13 protein-coding genes and 1 pseudogene are annotated in these 19,640 nt (G+C 74.7%); 10 read left to right on the forward strand and 4 right to left on the reverse strand.

Annotated elements, in window-relative coordinates; genetic code table 11:
- Positions 1–16: 16 nt before the first annotated feature.
- A complete protein-coding gene (locus AR3_RS25835) occupies positions 17–1,225 on the reverse strand; it encodes an MFS transporter (protein ID WP_067917747.1) in 1,209 nt (402 codons plus the stop codon).
- 159 nt (positions 1,226–1,384) lie between these two features.
- Complete coding sequence (locus AR3_RS25840) at positions 1,385–1,906, reverse strand: TetR/AcrR family transcriptional regulator (RefSeq protein WP_067917765.1); 522 nt, start codon at positions 1,904–1,906, stop codon at positions 1,385–1,387.
- Between the two features lie 141 nt (positions 1,907–2,047).
- Here AR3_RS25840 and AR3_RS25845 point away from each other — a divergent pair, with 141 nt between their 5' ends.
- The gene (locus AR3_RS25845) at positions 2,048–3,211 is read left to right on the forward strand and encodes a cysteine desulfurase family protein (RefSeq protein WP_067917767.1); all 1,164 of its coding nucleotides are present in this window, start codon (positions 2,048–2,050) and stop codon (positions 3,209–3,211) included.
- Positions 3,212–3,282: 71 nt separating this feature from the next.
- On the opposite strand, the gene AR3_RS25850 is transcribed toward AR3_RS25845, so the two are convergent.
- The gene (locus AR3_RS25850; RefSeq protein ID WP_067917749.1) at positions 3,283–4,320 is read right to left on the reverse strand and encodes a DUF695 domain-containing protein; all 1,038 of its coding nucleotides are present in this window, start codon (positions 4,318–4,320) and stop codon (positions 3,283–3,285) included.
- Between the two features lie 63 nt (positions 4,321–4,383).
- Between AR3_RS25850 and mnmA the strand changes: the two genes are divergently transcribed.
- The 8 genes and pseudogenes from mnmA to gatB all read left to right on the forward strand — a co-directional run bounded on the left by mnmA (position 4,384) and on the right by gatB (position 15,692).
- Positions 4,384–5,460 (forward strand): tRNA 2-thiouridine(34) synthase MnmA, encoded by a 1,077-nt coding sequence (gene mnmA, locus AR3_RS25855; protein ID WP_067917751.1) that lies wholly within the window; start codon positions 4,384–4,386, stop codon positions 5,458–5,460.
- Between the two features lie 48 nt (positions 5,461–5,508).
- Positions 5,509–6,327, forward strand: a complete 819-nt coding sequence (locus tag AR3_RS25860) for an LLM class F420-dependent oxidoreductase (RefSeq protein WP_067917753.1) — start codon at positions 5,509–5,511, stop codon at positions 6,325–6,327.
- A gap of 31 nt (positions 6,328–6,358) precedes the next feature.
- On the forward strand, positions 6,359–7,369 hold the full coding sequence (locus AR3_RS25865; protein ID WP_067917769.1) for a methionine synthase: 1,011 nt from the start codon (positions 6,359–6,361) through the stop codon (positions 7,367–7,369).
- Positions 7,370–7,496: 127 nt separating this feature from the next.
- Entirely contained in the window at positions 7,497–9,665 is a 2,169-nt protein-coding gene (gene ligA, locus AR3_RS25870) for an NAD-dependent DNA ligase LigA (protein WP_067917755.1), read from the forward strand.
- A 930-nt stretch (positions 9,666–10,595) separates the two neighbouring features.
- Positions 10,596–12,056: pseudogene (locus AR3_RS32815) on the forward strand (putative bifunctional diguanylate cyclase/phosphodiesterase).
- Positions 12,057–12,360: 304 nt separating this feature from the next.
- Positions 12,361–12,660, forward strand: coding sequence for an Asp-tRNA(Asn)/Glu-tRNA(Gln) amidotransferase subunit GatC (gene gatC / locus AR3_RS25880; protein ID WP_067917757.1), 300 nt, complete (start codon positions 12,361–12,363; stop codon positions 12,658–12,660).
- A gap of 3 nt (positions 12,661–12,663) precedes the next feature.
- Complete coding sequence (gatA, locus tag AR3_RS25885) at positions 12,664–14,193, forward strand: Asp-tRNA(Asn)/Glu-tRNA(Gln) amidotransferase subunit GatA (protein ID WP_067917759.1); 1,530 nt, start codon at positions 12,664–12,666, stop codon at positions 14,191–14,193.
- 14 nt (positions 14,194–14,207) lie between these two features.
- The gene (gene gatB, locus AR3_RS25890) at positions 14,208–15,692 is read left to right on the forward strand and encodes an Asp-tRNA(Asn)/Glu-tRNA(Gln) amidotransferase subunit GatB (RefSeq protein WP_067917761.1); all 1,485 of its coding nucleotides are present in this window, start codon (positions 14,208–14,210) and stop codon (positions 15,690–15,692) included.
- Positions 15,693–15,746: 54 nt separating this feature from the next.
- Here gatB and AR3_RS25895 read toward each other — a convergent pair whose 3' ends face one another.
- A complete protein-coding gene (locus AR3_RS25895; RefSeq protein WP_067917763.1) occupies positions 15,747–16,880 on the reverse strand; it encodes a PQQ-dependent sugar dehydrogenase in 1,134 nt (377 codons plus the stop codon).
- Between the two features lie 560 nt (positions 16,881–17,440).
- On the opposite strand from AR3_RS25895, the gene AR3_RS25900 reads away from it, so the two are divergent.
- Positions 17,441–19,640, forward strand: a 2,200-nt coding sequence (locus AR3_RS25900; RefSeq protein WP_157406784.1) for a sensor domain-containing diguanylate cyclase, incomplete at its 3' end; no start/stop codon positions are given.

A 19,640-nucleotide genomic window follows, 5' to 3' on the forward strand; every position in this document is an offset into this window, starting at 1 on the left:
CGCGGCGCCGCGCCGCTCAGGCGGCGAGCGCGACGGGCTCGGGCTCGTCGGCGTCGGCCGCGGCCGGACGGGCCGCGGCCACGTCGGCGTGCGCGTCCAGCGGGACGAGCCGGGCCCCGGCCGCGATCAGCAGGGCCAGCACGACGACGACGCCGACGCCCACCCGCAGCGACGTGGCGTCGGACAGGAACCCGACCACGACCGGGCCGAGCAGCAGCCCGCCGTAGCCCATGGCGCCGACCTGCGCCACCGCGGCGCCCGAGCGGCCCGGCGCCGCCGTCCCGGCCAGCGACATCGTGGTGGGGACGACCGTGCACACCACCAGGCCCGTCACGAAGAACCCGGCGAGCGCGACGGGCGCGGCCGGCGCCAGCACCACGGCGGCCGTGCTCAGCGCCGTGCCGACGCCGGCGCCCGCCAGCATCCGCCGGGTGCCCAGGCGCGCCCGAACCCGGTCGCCCACCAGCCGTCCCAGCAGCATCGCCAGCTCGAACACCGGATAGCCGAGCGCGGCGACCGCCTGCGAGGCGCCCATCTCCTCGTGCAGCAGCAGCCCGCTCCAGTCGGCGATCGACCCCTCGGCCATGAACGCGATGAACGCCAGCGCCCCGATGAGGTACACCGCCGCCGGCAGCCGGCCGCGCCGCCCCGCGCCGGCGGTCCCGGCGGGCGCCGCCGGGTCGGGCAGGTAGGTGCGGCCGAGCGCGAGCGCGGCGGGCAGCGCCGACAGCCCCGCCGCCAGCACGGTGCGCGTGAACCCCAGACCGACGGCGGCGGTGAGCACCGCGACCAGCCCGCCGCACATCGCGCCGACGCACCAGCCCGCGTGCATGCCGCTCATGACGGGCCGCCGGTACGCCTGCTCCACCACGCTGGCCTGGGCGTTCATGGCGATGTCGGTGACACCGAACGCCATGCCGAACAGCGCCACCGCGACCAGCAGCACCCCGTACGACGGCGCCAGCGCGACCGCGGCGTAGGCGAGCGCGGTCAGCGGCAGCGCGAGCCGCAGCACCGTCCGGCTGCCCGCCCGGGCCATCACCCCGCGCAGGCCCTGCATGGCCGCCAGCGCGCCGAGCCCCCAGACGAGGACCGCGACGCCGACCTCGCCCTCGTCGATGCGGTACTTGTCCGCCAGCGCGGGCATGCGGGCCGTCCACACCCCGCACAGCAGGCCCGCGAGTGCGAAGGTCAGGAACGATCCAACACGCGAGCGGAACAGCACTGTTCACCTCTTTCTCGGCTCGGCGGGGCACGCACGCTCGGCCCCGAGGGCGTCTGTCGTCCGGGAACCGCGGGGCAGGCGGGCAGGGCGGGGTGCGCCCGCGATGCGGCCGCGGTGGCGGCGGTTCGTTCGGCGGGCCCGGTCGGCCCGGGCCGGGACTCAGCGTTCCAGCAGCTCCAGCAGCCGCCGCTGCAGCGCTTCGAGCTGGTCGGCGTCGTACAGGTCGGGCGCGTGGCCGACCACTTCCCACAGCCCCTCGGCCGCGAGCCGGACCACCGCGCCGGTGAGCGGGTCCGGATCGTCCTCCCGGACGCGGCCGTGCCAGCGGGCCATCGCCTCGTTGAGCGGCGCGGCCAGCTCCGGGTCGGTCGCCGCGGCCGTGATCGCCGACCACCGCCGGTGGGCGCGCGCCTCGCCGGTGAGGATGGCGAACGTGGCGCGCACGTACGCCCGGCTGTAGCCGCCGGGCGACCCGTCGTCGAACGAGTCGATCAGCGCGTCGAACTCGCCGATCACCCGTGCGACCAGCGCGGTGACCAGGGCCTCCTTGGTGGGGAAGTGGTAGAGCAGGCCGCCCTTGGACACGCCCGCACGGTCGGCGACCGCGGCGAGCGTCAGCGCCTGGGTGCCCTGCTCGAAGAGCACGGCCTCGGCGGCGTCCAGCAGGGCGTCCTTGCGCACGCCGTTCACTGTACCGTCCGGCCGGTACAGTTCACCAAACGGGGCGGACCGCCCGAGCATTCCCGCGGTCTCCCCGGCCCGGCCGGCCCCGTCGGGGCGCCTGCGGCGGGGGCGCGCGGCGCGGCTAATGTTGAGCGCGTGGTGACCTACCTCGACCATGCGGCGACCACCCCGATGCTGCCCGAGGCCATCGCGGCGATGACCGAGCAGCTCGGCGCGCTCGGCAACCCGTCCTCGCTGCACGCCGTGGGCCGCCGCGCCCGCCGCGTCGTGGAGGAGTCCCGCGAGATCATCGCGGAGGCGTTCGACGCCCGCCCCAGCGAGGTCGTCTTCACCTCCGGAGGCACCGAGGCCGACAACCTCGCCGTCAAGGGCGTCTACTGGGCGCGCCGCGCCGCCGACCCGAACCGCACCCGGGTCCTGGCGGGCGCGGTGGAGCACCACGCCGTGCTGGACGCGGTGCGCTGGCTTGCCGAGCACCAGGGCGCCGAGGTGGAGTGGCTGCCGGTCGACGAGCTCGGCCGGGTCAGCCCCGACACGCTGCGCGCCGCGCTCGACAAGGCCGACGACGTCGCGCTCGTCACCGTGATGTGGGCCAACAACGAGGTCGGCACCGTGCAGCCGATCGCCGAGCTGGCCGCCGTCGCCCGGGAGCACGGCGTACCGTTCCACACCGACGCGGTGCAGGCCGCCGGGCAGCTGCCCGTGTCGTTCGCCGCGTCCGGCGTGCAGGCGCTCACCCTGTCGGGCCACAAGCTCGGCGGGCCGATGGGCGTGGGGGCGCTGCTGCTGGCCAAGGGCATCGACCCCGTGCCCGTCCTGCACGGCGGCGGCCAGGAGCGCGACGTGCGCTCGGGCACCCTCGACACGCCCGCCATCGCCGGGTTCGCGGCGGCCGTGCAGGTCGCGACGGCGCGGCGGGAGGAGGAGGCGCGCCGCCTGGCCGGGCTGCGCGACGCGCTCATCAAGGCGGTGCGGACGGCGGTGCCGGACGCGGTGCTCAACGGCGACCCCGAGAACCGCCTGCCCGGCAACGCGCACTTCTCCTTCCCCGGCTGCGAGGGCGACGCGCTGCTCATGCTGCTGGACGCGCGCGAGATCGAATGCTCGACCGGCTCGGCCTGCTCCGCCGGGGTGTCCCAGCCCAGCCACGTGCTGCTGGCGATGGGCGCCGACCCGGCCCGCGCCCGCGGCTCGCTGCGCTTCAGCCTCGGCCACACCTCCACCGAGGAGGACGTGGCGGCGCTCGCCGACGCCATCGGCCCGGTGGTCGAACGCGCCCGCCGGGCGGGGCTGTCCGCCTGATCGCACGCCGGCCCGCCGCGCGCCGGAAGGCCGCCGAGGCGCCTCAGGCGAGGGCGCTCACGCGGGCGGCGCTACGGCCGGTAGGGCGCCAGGGCGCGCCAGCCGGGGTCGCTGGTCGAGGCGACCTTGGCCTTGCCCTCCGGCCAGCTCGCCGCCAGCTGGTCCAGCTCGGCCAGCACGCCGGAGTCGGGGTCGGCGTACAGGTGGAACACCCGCAGCCCGTCGCCGGTCTCGCGGAACGCCAGCACCGCGCGGTCGCCGAGCGCCTCCAGCCGCTTCTCGAACTCGCGCAGCGCGCCCGCCGACGGCTCCACCGGCAGCCGGTCGGGGTTGCTGTTGGCGTACGGCACCGTGATCGCCACGTGCAGGTCGCACAGCGGATAGTCCTGGCGGTGCAGCGGGAACCGGGCGCCCAGCCGGGCCGGATGGCCGCGCGGGGTGCGGCCCTCGCCGTTCAGCCACGTGGGCTCGCGGAACGGCTCGGCGATCTGCTCCACCACGGCGGGCAGCACGGCGGGCGCCAGCGCGTCCATGGGCGGCTCGGTGGCGATCGTCACCTCGCCGATCCAGCGGGCCACGTCGTCCTCGCCGAGCGCCCAGTCCAGCACGTGCAGGGCGACGCGCAGCCGCTGCTCCTCGGCCACGAACAGGAAGTCGGGATGGTAGGCGGTCACGTTCACGCGGGCGCGCCGCTGGTCGGCGCGCATGGCGAGCCGCACGTACTCCAGGTCGAACTCGTGGTCGCCCAGCACCAGCCGCTGGCCGAGCATCTCCGGGTCGGCCTGCCGCGCCGCGTGGTAGCGCCATCCGTCCGCGTCGGCCGGGGCGGCGCGCAGCCACCGCTCGGTCAGGCCGCGCAGCTCGGGGTCCCCGCCGCCGGTGAGGGTCAGGGCGGGCGGCTGGTCGTCGCCGCCGCCGATCTCCCACTGCAGCCCCGGGTTGATCTTGTGGACCCGCCGGGACAGCTCCTCCACCACCTCGGTGGACAGCCCTTCGCCCAGACGCCGTTCGATCTCCGGCCGGACCTGCGGCCACCACGCCCAGAACTCGGCGATCGCCGGCGCGGCGGCAGGTGAGGAGGTGTCTCGGGGACGGCGGAAGATTCCCATAGCGGATGTCATCGTACGCGGAATGCGCGACGCCCCGCCGCCGCTACATAGGCTGGAGGGGTTATGACTTTGCGCGTACTCGCCGCCATGTCCGGCGGCGTCGACTCCGCGGTGGCCGCGGCGCGGGCCGTCGAGGCCGGGCACGACGTCACCGGCGTCCACATGGCCCTGTCGAGCAACCCGCGGTCGTACCGGACGGGCGCCCGCGGCTGCTGCACGCTGGAGGACTCCCGCGACGCCCGCCGCGCCGCCGACGTCATCGGCATCCCGTTCTACGTGTGGGACCTGGCCGAGCGGTTCCACCGCGACGTCGTCGAGGACTTCGTCAGCGAGTACGCGGCGGGCCGCACCCCCAACCCGTGCCTGCGCTGCAACGAGAAGATCAAGTTCTCGGCGCTGCTGGACCGGGCGCTGGCGCTGGGCTTCGACGCCGTCTGCACCGGCCACTACGCGCGCCTGGAGAACGGCGTGCTGCGCCGCGGCGTGGACCCGGCCAAGGACCAGTCGTACGTGCTGGCCGTGTGCACGCCCGAGCAGCTCGCCCACGCGATGTTCCCGCTGGGCGACACCACCAAGGCCGACATCCGCGCCGAGGCGCAGCGCCGCGGCCTGCAGGTGGCCGACAAGCCCGACAGCCACGACATCTGCTTCATCGCCGACGGCGACACGCGCCGCTTCCTGGCCGAGCGGCTGGGCACCGCCCCCGGCCCGATCGTGGACCAGGACGGCAACAAGGTCGGCGAGCACGACGGCGCCTACGCCTACACGGTGGGGCAGCGCAAGGGGCTGCGCCTCGGCACCCCCGCCCCGGACGGGCGTCCCCGGTACGTGCTCGACATCTCGCCGGTGACCAACACCGTCACGGTCGGGCCCCGCGAGGCCCTGGACGTGACGGAGATCGTGGGCGAGCGCCCCGTGTGGCTGTCGGAGCCCCCGTCCGGGCCGCTGTCCTGCCAGGTGCAGCTGCGCGCCCACGGCGAGGTGCACGACTGCGTGGCCGAGATGGTGGACGACACGATGCGCATCCGGCTCGCCCGCCCCGCGCGCGGCGTGGCCGCCGGGCAGGCCGCCGTGCTGTACGACGGCGACCGCGTCCTCGGGTCGTCCACGATCGCGAGCACCGTGCGCGCCGCGGTCTGACCGGCGCGTCTGTTCCCTTTGGTCGATCCTCTGCGGAAAGGACGGATCGTGCAGTTCGGTGTGTCGACTTTCGTCACGGACGACGGGATCAACCCGGCCGCGCTCGGGAAGGCCCTGGAGGAGCGGGGGTTCGGCTCCCTGTACGTCGCCGAGCACACCCACATCCCGGTCAAGCGCGAGAGCCCGTGGCCGGGCGGCGACGAGCTGCCCCGCCACTACTACCGCACGCTCGACCCGTTCGTGACGCTGGCCGCCGCGGCGGCGGTGACCGAGCGGCTGCGGGTGGGCACCGGCATCGCCCTGGTGGTCCAGCGCGACCCGATCATCCTGGCCAAGGAGGTGGCGTCCCTGGACCTGATGTCCGGCGGGCGGGCCGTCCTCGGCGTCGGCGCGGGCTGGAACCGCGAGGAGATGCGCAACCACGGCACCGACCCGCGCACCCGCATGCGGCTGATGCGCGAGCGAGTGCTGGCCATCAAGGAGCTGTGGACGGCCGAGCAGGCCGAGTTCCACGGCGAGTTCGTCGACTTCGACCCCGTCTACAGCTACCCCAAGCCGGTGCAGGACCCGCACCCGCCGGTCATGGTGGGCGGAGCCGGCCCGACGACGTTCGACCGGGTGATCGATTTCGGGGACGGATGGATGCCGATCTACGGGCGCGGCACCGACGAGCTGCCCCAAAAGATCGCCGAGCTGCGGGAGCGGGCGGGGCGGCGCGTGCCGGTGACGATGTTCGCCGTGCCGCCCGAGCCGAAGGTCGTGGACGAGCTGCGGGACGCGGGCGTCGACGAGATCCTGTTCGGCCTGCCCACCGAGCCCGAGGACGCCACCCTGCGCCGCCTGGACGCCCTGGCGGAGCTGCTGTGACCCGGAGGTCGGCTAGGGTTCGGGCGTGACGATGAGCTTTCCGTGGGAGGTGGGGAGCGCGACCGGGGTCGGGTCGTACCCCGGTGACGATCCGGACGAGGCGCTGCGGATCGTGCTCGGCGAGCTGCCCGAGCTGCCGCATCTGCCCGAGCTGCCGAACCGCGGCCCCGGCGCCGACCTGACCGGCCGCACCGCCGGGATGCTGGTGGACCTGCCGGTGCACCTGCAGCCGTCCGGGTGGCGGTTCACCGACCGGCCCGGCCGCGACCTGCGCCGGGCGCGCGACCACATGGCCCGCGACCTGGACGTCCTGGAGGAGCTGGCGGGCCGGCACGACGGCCCGTTCAAGATCCAGGCGTGCGGTCCGTGGACGCTGGCCGCGACGATCGAGCTGCGCAACGGCGACCGGGCGCTGCGCGACCCGGGCGCCGTGCGCGATCTGACCGCCTCGCTCGCCGAGGGCGTCGCCGGGCACGTGGCCGAGGTGCGGCGGCGGCTGCCGTCCGCGCGGATCCTGCTGCAGCTGGACGAGCCCGCGCTGCCCGCCGTGCTGGCCGGGCGGGTGCCGACCGCCAGCGGCTTCTCCCGGCTGGCGCCGGTGGAGGCGGCGACGGCCGAACACGGGCTGCGCCAGGTGATCGAGACCGCGTGCGGGGGCGACGCCGCGTTCCCCGTGGTGCACTGCTGCGCGCGCGACGTCCCGTACGGGCTGCTGCGCGGGGCGGGCGCCAAGGCGATCTCGGTGGACCTGGCGCTGGTGCCCGACCGCCACGACGACGCCGTGGGGGAGACGATCGACGCCGGGGTGGGGCTGTGGCTCGGCGTGGCGCCGGGCACGGACGCGGCCCTGCCCGCTCTCAAGGACACCGCCGCTCCCGTGCGCGAGCTGTGGCGGCGCCTGGGGTTCCCCCCGACCCGTCTGGCCGAGCAGGTCGTCATCACCCCGGCGTGCGGCCTGGCGGGGGCGTCCCCCCGCTACGTGCGGGAGGTGTTGAAGCGCTGCCGCGACACCGCCCGCATGCTTCACGAAGCCGCCGAGTAGCGCGCCCTCTGCAGGCCCCCGGCATCCGGGGGCCTGCGCGTTCTCGCAGCTCAAGGCGGGTCGTGCCGGGGCGACTCGGACGCCGGGGAGGGGGCGCGATGTCAGTGGGGCGAGCAAGAATAAGCCCATGACGTTGAGCAACGGCGTTCCCACCGAGGCGGCGCAGCGGCACGCGGAGCTGAGCCGGGAGATCGACGAGGCCAACTACCGCTACTACGTGCTCGACCGGCCCACGCTGAGCGACGCCGAGTACGACGCGTTGATGCGCGAGCTGCGCGCGCTGGAGGCGGAGCATCCCGAGCTGGTCACGCCCGACTCGCCGACGCAGCGCGTGGGGGCGCCGATCGTCACCGACTTCGCGACCGTCGAGCACCTCGAGCGCATGCAGAGCCTCGACAACGCGATGAACGACGAGGAGCTGGCGGCCTGGGACGAGCGGGTGCGGCGGGAGGTCGGCGAGGTCGCCGCCTACCTGTGCGAGCTGAAGATCGACGGGCTGGCGGTCGCGCTGATCTACGAGAACGGCCGCCTGGTGCGCGGCGCCACCCGCGGCGACGGCCGCACCGGCGAGGACATCACCCACAACGTCCGCACCATCGACGCGATCCCGAGCAGGCTGAAGGGCACCGGCTGGCCCGAGCTGCTCGAGGTGCGCGGCGAGGTGTTCCTGCCGCGCGAGGGGTTCGAGCAGGTCAACGCCGCGCAGGTGGAGGAGGGCAAGGAGCCGTTCGCCAACCCGCGCAACGCCGCCGCCGGGTCGCTGCGGCAGAAGGACCCGCGCGTCACGGCGCGGCGGCCGCTGAGCATGCTGGTGCACGGGTTCGGCCGCTGGCAGGGCGGCAAGCAGCCCGACAGCCAGGCCGAGGCGTACGAGCTGATGCGCGAGTGGGGCCTGCCCGTCAGCGACCGCTACAAGGTCGTCCCGGACATGGACGGGGTCCGCGCGTACATCGAGCACTACGGCGAGCACCGGCACGACCCCGAGTACGAGATCGACGGCGTGGTCGTCAAGGTCGACCAGTTCCCGCTGCAGCGGCGGCTGGGGTCGACGTCGCGGGCGCCGCGCTGGGCCATCGCCTACAAGTACCCGCCCGAGGAGGTGAACACCAAGCTCCTCGACATCAAGGTCGGCGTGGGCCGCACCGGGCGGGTCACCCCGTACGGGGTCATGGAGCCGGTGAAGGTGGCCGGGTCCACGGTCGAGCGCGCCACGCTGCACAACGCCGACGAGGTCAAGCGCAAGGGCGTGCTGATCGGCGACACCGTGGTGCTGCGCAAGGCGGGCGACGTCATCCCCGAGATCGTGGCGCCGGTCACGGACCTGCGCGACGGCACCGAGCGCGAGTTCGTCATGCCCGACCGCTGCCCCGAGTGCGGCACGCCGCTCGCCCGCGAGAAGGAGAGCGACGTCGACATCCGCTGCCCGAACGCGCGCTCGTGTCCGGCGCAGCTGCGGGAGCGGCTGTTCTTCCTGGCCAGCCGCAAGGCGCTGGACATCGAGGCGCTGGGGTACGTCGCCGCGACCGCGCTGACCCGTCCGCTGGAGCCCGCCGAGCCCCCGCTGAAGGACGAGGGCGACCTGTTCGACCTCACGGTCGAGCAGCTGCTGCCGATCAAGACGCTGGTGCTCGACCCCGACACCGGCCTGCCCAAGATCGACCCCAAGACCGGCAAGGAGAAGGTCGTCACCTTCTTCGCCACCAAGGACGGCCGGCCGAAGAAGATCGTCGAGGTGCTGTTCGACGAGCTGGAGAAGGCCAAGCGGCAGCCGCTGTGGCGGGTGCTGGTGGCGCTGTCCATCCGGCACGTCGGCCCGACCGCCGCCCAGGACCTGGCGCGCGAGATGCGGTCGATCGACGCCATCCGCAGCGCCACCGAGGAGGAGCTGGCGGCCGTCGACGGGGTCGGCCCGACGATCGCGCGGTCGATCAAGCAGTGGTTCGAGGTCGACTGGCACCGGCGGATCGTCGAGAAGTGGGCGGCCGCCGGGGTCCGGATGGAGGAGGAGGGCGCCGCGGCGCCGCGCCCGCTGGAGGGCGTCACCGTGGTGATCACCGGGTCGCTGGAGGGCTACAGCCGCGACTCGGCCACCGAGGCGGTGCAGAGCCGCGGCGGCAAGGTCACCGGGTCGGTCTCCAAGAAGACCGGGTTCGTGGTGGTCGGCGAGAACCCGGGCTCCAAGTACGACAAAGCGGTCAAACTCGGCGTGCCGATCCTCGACGAGGCCGGGTTCCGCGTACTCCTGGCCGAGGGGCCGGAAGCGGCCAAAAACGTAACCCTCCGCGGGGACGAATGACGGCCCGCACTCGTTGCACGGTTAACCAGTGGCGGGTTACCCAGGGGTACTATGTCGCTACATAGGGGTAGTGGACTGGAGCGGAATGGGAATAACGGAACGTACGCAATCGGTTTCGCGAAGTTGAGCCGAGGCCGTACCCTCCCAGTCATCACCAACCTCCCGAACCTCCGTGCGTCACAGGACGGGGGAACGGGGCCATGCCGCCGGCGTCCGCGCCGGCGGTGACCACGGACCCGCGGCCGACCGGGGGGCGGTTGCCGACCCTTCGAGGATGTGATGAAGGACCCGAACAACACGCGGAACACCGTGCCGCGCCGGGGCTCCCCGCTGTGGATCTACTTCGCGGTCGTCATCGTCGCGGGCGCGGCCGTCTTCGCGGCCGCGCTGGCGGGCGTGTCCGGCGCGCAGGTCGACGCGCTGGCGGGCAACCCGGTGTTCTGGATCCTCGCCGCCTTCATCGTGTTCGGCGAGCTCCGGCCGATCATCACGCCCGGCTGCACCGAGAACAACGGCGCCGCCACCTCCACGACCTTCTCGTTCGCGGCCCTGCTGTACGCGGGGCTGCCCGTCGCCGCGGTGCTGCAGTCCGCCGCCGTCGTCACCTGCGGCGTGCTGTGGGGGCGCAGCCCGCACCGCATCGCGTTCAACGCCGCCCAGTACACCCTCAGCCTGGCCGCCGCGTCCGGGACGCTCGCCCTGTTCGGCGTGCATCCCGGGCCGACCGCCCTGTGGGTGCCCGAGGGCGGCGACCTGCCCGCGATCGCCGCGGCGGGCGCGGTCTACTTCGCCTGCAACGACACCCTCGTGGGCGCGGCGATCGCGCTGCACGAGCGCACGTCCCTGATCAAGACGCTGCGCTGGGACCTCGGCTACCAGGTCCTGGTGCACCTGGCGCTGCTGGCGCTGGCGCCGCTGGTCGTGGTGGCGATGGACCGGTCGGCCGCGTTCGTCCCGCTCATCCTGCTGCCGTTCATCGCGGTGTACCTCAACGCCTCGGCCTCGGTGCGCCGCGAGCACCAGGCGCTGCACGACGGGCTGACGGGCCTGCCCAACCGGAAGATGCTGATCGCCCGGACCGAGCAGTCCATGGCCGAGGCGCGCGCCGCGGCGTCCCGCGTCACCTCCCGGGGCGCGTCCCGTGGCGCGTCTCAAGAGAAGGGCGCCGCGCAGGAGCCGCCCCGCGTCGGGCTGTTCCTGCTGGACCTCGACCGGTTCAAAGAGGTCAACGACACGCTCGGCCACGCCACCGGCGACCGGCTGCTGCAGCTGGTGGCGCACCGCCTCACCCACAGCGTGCGGCCCGGCGACCTGGTGGCCCGGCTCGGCGGCGACGAGTTCGCCGTGCTGCTGCCGAGCATCCGCGACGCCGCCGCGGCCCGCGAGGTGGCCGCCCGGCTGCGCGCCGCGCTCGGCGAGCCGGTCCGGCTGGACGGCATGTCGTTCGACCTGGACGGCAGCGTGGGCATCGCGCTGTTCCCCGACCACGCCCCCGACTTCGACCTGCTGCTGCAGCGCGCCGACGTGGCGATGTACCTGGCCAAGGAGAGCCGCTCCGGCGTGGAGGTCTACTCGCCGGACAAGGACCGCAACTCCCCGGCCCGGCTGAGCATGCTGGGCGACCTGCGCCGCGCCGTCGACCGCGGCGAGCTGGAGCTGTTCTACCAGCCGAAGGTGTCCCTGCACGACGGGCAGCTGGTCGGCATGGAGGCGCTGGTGCGCTGGCGCCATCCCGACAAGGGGCTGCTGGAGCCCGAGCACTTCCTGCCGATCGCGGAGCAGACGTACCTGATGCGCTCCATCACCCACTACGTGGTGGACGCCGCGCTGGCGCAGGCCGCCGCGTGGTGACGCGACGGCCTGACCGTCCAGGTCGCGGTGAACGCCTCGGGCCGCGACCTGTTCGACACCGGCCTCGCCGAGACCATCGGCAGCGGCCTGCTGGCCCGCGGGCTGCCCACCGCCGCCCTGCAGCTGGAGATCACCGAGCGGATCCTCATGAACGAGCCCGCCTACGCCTCCGACACCGTCGCGGCGCTGGCCGAGCTCGGGATCCCGCTCAGCCTGGACGACTTCGGCACCGGCTACTCGTCCCTGGTCCGGCTCAAGCGGCTGCCGGTCGAGGAGATCAAGATCGACGCGTCGTTCGTGCGGCGGCTCGCCCGCTCGGCCGACGACGCGGTGATCGTCCGCTCCATCGTCGACCTGGCCCGCACGCTCGGCCTGCGCTCGGTCGCCGAGGGCGTCGAGGACCCGCAGACCGCCGGCACGCTGCGCGAGATGGGCTGCGACGCCGCGCAGGGCCGGCACTTCGGCCGTCCCATGGACGCCGCCACCGCCACCGAGTGGCTGCGCCGCCGCACCCAGCGCGCCCCCGAACCGGCCGCCTGACGGCCGCAGGACCCGGACCTGCCGAGCGCAGGCCGGGGATCTCGTGGGACCTCCAGATGGAGACCTCCGGATGGAGACCTCCGGATGGAGAAGGGCCATGCCCAGATGCCGTCACGACCGGCTTCCTCTGAGGAGCGGGCGTGCCGGGGGACCGCGACGCGCGGCGGAGAGGGCCGCGCGAGGCCGCTGACCAGGCCGCCGAGCAGGCGCGGGAGCCGGTGCGGGGCGTAAACGCGTCGGTCGCGGCCTGTGCGGCCCATAGGATGGCAGGGAACCCAATCCGATCTCAGGAACGGTTGTCCAGATGACCGCCATCACCCGTGACGAGGTAGCGCACCTCGCCCGGCTGTCCCGGCTGGCGCTCGGCGAGGACGAGCTCGACCATCTCGCCGCCCAGCTCGACCAGATCATCTCCGCTGTCGCGCGGGTGCAGGAGGTCGCGGCGCAGGACATCCCGCCGACCTCGCACGCGCTGCCGCTGAGCAACGTCTACCGGGCCGACGAGGTCCGGCCCTCGCTGCCGCCCGAGCAGGCGCTGGGGGGCGCCCCGGCGGCGGAGGAGCAGCGCTTCCGCGTGCCCCGGATCCTCGGCGAGGAGGCGTGACCGGTGAGTGATCTGACCAGGAAGACCGCGGCGGAGCTGGCGGGGCTGGTGGCCTCGGGGGAGGCGTCCGCCGTCGAGGTGGCGCGGGCGCACCTGGAGCGGGTCGCCGCCGTCGACGGGCAGGTGCACGCGTTCCTGCACGTCGACGAGGAGGCCGTGCTGGCGCAGGCGCGCGCGGTGGACGAGCGCCGCGCCGCCGGCGAGCGGCTCGGGCCGCTGGCCGGGGTGCCGATCGCGCACAAGGACGTGTTCACCACCGCCGACATGCCCACCACGGCCGGGTCGAAGATCCTGGAGGGCTGGCGGCCGCCGTACGACGCCACGGTGACCGCGCGGCTGCGCGCCGCCGGGCTGGTGATCCTCGGCAAGGCGAACATGGACGAGTTCGCGATGGGCTCGTCCACCGAGAACAGCGCGTTCGGCCCGTCGCGCAACCCGTGGGACCTGACGCGCGTGCCGGGCGGCTCGTCCGGCGGGTCGTCGGCCGCGGTGGCGGCGTACGAGGCGCCGCTGGCGACCGGCACCGACACCGGCGGATCGATCCGCCAGCCCGCGGCGGTCACCGGCATCGTCGGCGTCAAGCCCACCTACGGCGGCTCCTCCCGCTACGGGGTGATCGCCTTCGCCTCGTCGCTGGACACGCCCGGCCCGTTCGCCCGCACCGTGCTGGACGCGGCGCTGCTGCACGAGGCGTTCAGCGGCCACGACCCGATGGACTCCACCTCGATCGACGCGCCGGTGCCGCCGGTGGTCGAGGCGGCCCGCCGCGCCGACGTGGCCGGGCTGCGCGTCGGCGTGGTCAAGGAGCTGGCCGGCGACGGCTACCAGCCGGGCGTGCTGGCCCGCTACCGGGAGGCCGTGGAGCTGCTGGAGTCGCTGGGCGCCAAGGTCGTCGAGGTGTCCTGCCCGCACTTCGGGTACGCGCTGCCCGCCTACTACCTGATCGCGCCGTCGGAGTGCTCGTCCAACCTGGCCCGCTTCGACGCCATGCGGTACGGGCTGCGCGTCGGCGACGACGGCACCCGCAGCGCCGAGGAGGTCATGGCGCTGACCCGGGCGCAGGGCTTCGGCGCCGAGGTCAAGCGGCGCATCATGCTCGGCACCTACGCCCTGTCGTCGGGCTACTACGACGCCTACTACGGCAAGGCCCAGCAGGTCCGCACGCTGATCAAGCGCGACTTCGAGGCGGCGTTCGAGCAGGTCGACGTGCTGGTGTCGCCGACCACGCCGACGACGGCGTTCCCGATCGGCGAGCGCGCCGACGACCCGATGGCGATGTACCTGGCCGACCTGTGCACGATCCCGGCGAACCTGGCGGGCGTCCCGGCGATCTCGGTGCCCTGCGGGCTGGCCGAGCCGGACGCGGCCGGCGGCGAGGGCGGCGGGCTGCCGGTCGGCCTGCAGGTCATGGCGCCGGTGCTGGCCGACGACCGGGTGTACCGGGTCGGCGCGGCCGTGGAGAAGGCCCTGGAGGACCGGTGGGGCGGCCCGCTGCTGGCCAAGGCCCCCGAGCTGGCGGAGGCAGCCCAGTGAGCACCCTTGCGCTGATGGACTACGACGAGGCGGTGTCCCGCTACGAGCCGGTGCTGGGCGTGGAGACCCACATCGAGCTGGGCACGGCGTCCAAGATGTTCTGCGGCTGCGCGACCACGTTCGGCGCGCCGCCCAACACCCAGGTCTGCCCGGTCTGCCTCGGCCTGCCCGGCGCGCTGCCGGTCGCCAACCGGGCCGCCATCGAGGGCATCATCAAGATCGGCCTGGCGCTCAACTGCGAGATCGCGGAATGGTGCCGGTTCGCCCGGAAGAACTACTTCTATCCGGACATGCCGAAGAACTACCAGATCTCGCAGTACGACGAGCCGCTGTGCGTCGACGGCCACCTCGACGTGGAGGTGGACGGCGAGACCTACCGCATCGGCATCGAGCGCGTCCACATGGAGGAGGACACCGGCAAGTCGATGCACGTCGGCGGCGCCACCGGCCGGATCCAGGGCGCCGACCACTCGCTGGTCGACTACAACCGGGCGGGCATCCCCCTGGTCGAGATCGTCACCAAGCCGATCACCGGCACCGGGGACAAGGCGCCGCTGGTGGCCCGCGCGTACGCCACCGAGCTGCGGGAGCTGGTGCGCGCCCTCGGCGTGTCGGACGTGCGCATGGAGCAGGGCTCGATGCGCTGCGACGTGAACGTGTCGCTGATGCCGCGCGGCTCGTCGCAGTGGGGCACCCGGACCGAGACCAAGAACGTCAACTCGCTGCGGTCGGTGGAGCGCGCCGTCCGGCACGAGATCGAGCGGCAGGCCGCCGTGCTGGCCTCGGGCGGCGCGGTCGTCCAGGAGACCCGGCACTTCCACGAGGACAGCGGCACCACCACCGCGGGCCGCAGCAAGGAGGAGGCGCAGGACTACCGCTACTTCCCCGAGCCGGACCTGGTGCCGATGGCGCCGTCCCGCGAGTGGGTGGAGGAGCTGCGCGCGAGCCTGCCCGAGCTGCCCGCCGCGCGCCGCCGCCGCGTCCAGCGGGAGTGGAACCTGTCCGACCTGGAGCTGCGGGACGTCGTCAACGCCGGGGCCCTCGACCTGATCGAGAGCACCGTCAAGGCGGGCGCCTCGCCCGCGGCGGCCCGCAAGTGGTGGATGAACGAGCTGTCGCGGCGGGCCACCGAGCAGGGCGTGGAGCTGGCCGACCTGCCGGTCACCCCGGAGCAGGTGGCGCGCGTCCAGGAGATGGTGGACGCCGGGGAGCTGAACGACAAGCTGGCCCGGCAGGTCTTCGAGGGCGTGCTGGCCGGCGAGGGCGACCCGGACCAGGTGGTCGCCGCCCGCGGCCTCAAGATCGTCAGCGATGACGGGGAGCTGGCCGCCATCGTGGACCAGGCCATCGCCGACAACCCGGACGTGGCCGACAAGGTCCGCGGCGGCAAGGTGGCGGCCGCGGGCGCCCTGGTCGGCGCCGTCATGCGCGCCACCGGCGGCAAGGCCGACGCGGCCCGGGCCCGCCAGCTCATCCTCGAAAAGCTCGGCGCGTCCTGACCGTCCGCCCCGCCGTCCCCGCCCGGCGCCCGCCCGGCGGGGACGGCGCGGCGGTCAGGACGCCGGCCGGCTCACCGGAATGACGAGGATCCTGTCGTCGTCCGGTCCGGGGTCGCCGCGGCCGTCGTGGTTGCTCGTGGTGACCCACAGACTGCCGTCGGGCGCGCGGACGACGGCGCGCAGTCGGCCGTAGCGCCCCTGCAGGTGGGCGATGGGGCGGCCGGCGTCGCCGTCGGCGTCCAGCGGCACCTGCCACAGGCGCCGCCCGCGCAGACCCGCCGCCCACAGCGAGCCGTCGGCGTAGGCCAGGCCGGACGGCGACGCCTCCGCCGTCGACCAGGTCAGCAGCGGGTCGGTGAACCCGTCGCGGCCGCCGACGCCCTCCACCTCGGGCCAGCCGTAGTTGCGGCCCCGCTCGATCCGGTTGATCTCGTCGAAGCGGTCCTGGCCGAACTCGGTGGCGTACATGCGGCCGCGCTCGTCCCACGCCATGCCCTGCACGTTGCGGTGGCCCAGGGTCCACAGGCGGGTGCCGGACGGGTTGCCGGGCGCGGGGCGTCCGTCCGGGGCGACCCGCAGGATCTTCCCGCCGAGAGAGTCGCGGTCCTGCGCCAGGCGGGTGCGGTACACCTCGCCGGTGGCGACGTAGAGCATCCGGTCGGGGCCGAACGCGATGCGGCCGCCGTTGTGGTTGCCGCCCTTGGGGATGCCCGTGACGATCGGCCGGACGTCGCGGACGCCGCCGCCGTCCAGCCGGAACCGCACCACCCGGTTGTCGTCGGCCGCGGTGAAGTACAGGTAGACGAGCCGGTCGCGGGCGAACGACGGCGACACCGCCACCCCCATGAGGCCGCCCTCGCCGCCCGGTTCGACCCCGGGGACCCGGCCGATCACGCTGACCCGGCCCTGCGGCGTCACCCGCAGCAGCCGGGCGGTGTCGCGTTCGGTCACCAGCGCGTCGCCGCCGGGCAGGAACGCGACCGCCCACGGCACCCGCAGCCCGCCGACCAGCTGCCGGGGTTCGCCGAGCCGGGCCGGGCCCCGCCCGCCGGACGCGTCTTGCGAGCCGCTCGGCAGCGGAGGCGGCGTCCGCGCGGACCCCTCCCCGCCGCCCCCGCCGGACGAGCAGGCGGCGGCCAGCATGAGGGCCGCGGCCGCGAGCAGCCGGTGCGCTCTCCGTAGTCCCATGGCACGCCCTTCCGTCGTCTCTTCATACGGATGGCCCGGCGTTCCCGTTCCGTGCGGCTGCGTTCCCGGGCGCGCCCCGACGATTCCCCCGCCTCTCCCCGCCTCCCGCCTCGCGCGCCCCCGCGGGTTCGGCGCCCCTCGCGTTTTCCCGCGATCTTCCGGATCGAGGACTGTACGATCATGAACGACGGGGCACGGGCACCGCGGTGGGAGAGGGAGCCGGGCGAGGCGGTGCGGGCCGGGCGCGGAGGTCCGGCGACGTCCCCGCGACGAGGTCGTTCGTCGCCGGGTGGAGGCTCAGCCTCAATCGCTCCGTGACCTACGGAACGTACATTGAGTATCACGGTGATCCCGCACTGCAGCAACGTCGCTGATCCACTGCCGGCGCACCAGCGGCGCCCGCAGCCGCCCGAGCGCGAAACCTGCGCGGGGCACGATCCACTTCCTGTCGGACGTTACCCGGACGTCCGGACAGGATCCGGTACCGAGACGTCACCGGGCGCGCACATGCGTCCGCGCGGGGCCGGCGGCCCCGACGGGTCAGAAAGGGACACGGCGCGATGAGCGGCGAGAACGCCAGGCGGCTGCCGCACCCGTTGCCGCCGCGCGCGGCGCCGGTCGCCATGGTCACGGTCGCCGGGCTGCTCTACGCCGTCGGCTCGCTCCTCGGCTGGGGCGGGCGCATGTTCATCGCCTGGGGCGAGGCCGCCGCGGCCGCGGCGGCCGCGGGGTCGCTGCTGTTCGCCGCGCGCCGGCCGCGCACCGCCGCGGGACCGGCCGCCGCCGACCGCCCCGCGCCGGACGCCGGGGAGGGCGGCTCGGCCCGGCGGACGTCGTGGCGCTGGTACGGCATCGCGGCCGCCTGCTGGCTGGTCGGCGCGGTGGGCAGCGCGGTGCTGTCGGCCACGCCGACCCGCAGCGCGCTGTCGCTGTCGGTCGCCGACCTGTTCTACCTGGCCGCGGTGATCGCGCTGGTGATCGGGCTGGTCGTGCCGATCCCGATGAGGCGCGACGCGCGCGCCTGGCTGAGGTACGCCGCCGACACCTACGTCTGCGTCTGCGCCCTGTTCGTGCTGGGCTGGGTGGCGCTGTTCAGCGACCTGTACCACCGGTCGGGCGAGTCGCCGTGGGAGTTCATGCTCGAACTGCTGTACCCGGTGGTCGACCTGGTGCTGGTCTGCGGGGCGCTGCCGTTCGTGCTGGGCGCCGGGCCCGGCCGCCGGCGCCCGGCCTGGCTGGGCTACGCGGCGCTGGTCGCGATGGCGGTCGCCGACGTGGTGACGCTGACGGTCCGGCTGCGCGGGGGCGGGCCCGCCGACGACCCGTCCGACATCCTGCGGCTGGGCGCGCTGCTGCTGCTCATCCTCGTGCCGTGGACGGCGCCGCCCGAGGGCGGCGCCCCGTCCCGCGACGACGCCGACGACCTTCCGCGGGGCGCGTCCGGGGCCGCCGGCGCCGAGCCGGGCGACGACGGGCGGGCGGACCGGATGGTCGGGCCGGGCATCGCGCCGGCGGCGGTGGCGGCCGCGGCCACGCTGTTCGTCGCGGGCCACTCGCTGACCGCCCGGCACGGCCTGGAGCCGGTGGTGTCGCTGGTGGCGGGGTCGGCCACGATGGTGCTGCTGGCGCGGCTGGCCGAGCTGCTGCGGGAGAACGAGTCGCTGCGCCGCGCCGTGAAGACCGGCGAGGAGCACTTCCGCGCCCTGTCGGAGAGCATCAACGACGCGGTGCTGATCTGCGACCTGGACGCGGTCGTGCAGTACGCCAGCGCGGGCGCGCTGCGCACGTACCGGTACACCGCCGACGAGCTGCTCGGGCGCCGACTGCACGAGATCATCCACCCGGAGGACCTGCCGCGGGTGCGGGCCGCGTTCAGCGGGTTCCTCGACGAGCCCGCGGACGACTCGCCGGACGACTCGCCGGAGGGGGCGACGGACGGGACCGCCGACGGGAAGGCCGCCGGGCGGCCCGATCCCGCCGTGGACGACCCGGAGGTCGACGACCCGCCCCCGCCGTCGGACGACGAGCCCGGCGTGGTCCGCCCGGCCGGCGAGGGGGCGGGCACGGACACGCTGCGGCTGTCGTGCCGGATCCGCGCCGCCGACGGAACCTGGCTGCCCACCGAGTCCACGATCTCCCGCTACAGCGGCACCGGGGAGGCGCCGGGCCGGCTGCTGGTGACCACCCGCGACCTGAGCGAGCAGGCCGCGCTGCAGCGCCAGGTCACCCATCTGACCTTCCACGACGGGCTCACCGGCCTGCCCAACCGCGCCTACTTCGAAGAGCGCACCCGCGAGGTGCTGTCCCGCCGCCCGGACGGCGACCGGGTCGCGGTGCTGTTCGTCGACCTCGACGGGTTCACCGCCGTCAACGACTCGGCCGGGCACGCGGCGGGCGACCAGGTGCTCGCGCAGGCCGCGCGGCGGCTGCGCGGCGTCGTCCAGGCGGACGACACCGTGGCGCGCTGGGGCGGCGACGAGTTCGCCGTGCTCGTGCAGCTGCCGCCGGACGCCTCGGGCGCGGGCGGGCGCGCGGGCTCGGGCCCCGACACCCAGGCCGCGGTGGACCTGGCGGAACGGCTGCTGCGAGCCCTGTCGCAGGAGCCCTACCGGGTCGGCGGCAAGGGCATCGTGCTGACCGCCAGCATCGGCATCGCGTTCGCCGGCGACCAGGAGCGGCCGGCGGGCGGCCGGGAGCGGCAGCGCGTCGCGGTGGCGGCGGGGGCCGCGGGCGCCGACGCCGAGCGGCGGCTGCGGCGCA

The organism is Actinomadura rubrobrunea NBRC 15275, assembly GCF_001552235.1.
Lineage (GTDB): Bacteria > Actinomycetota > Actinomycetes > Streptosporangiales > Streptosporangiaceae > Spirillospora > Spirillospora viridilutea.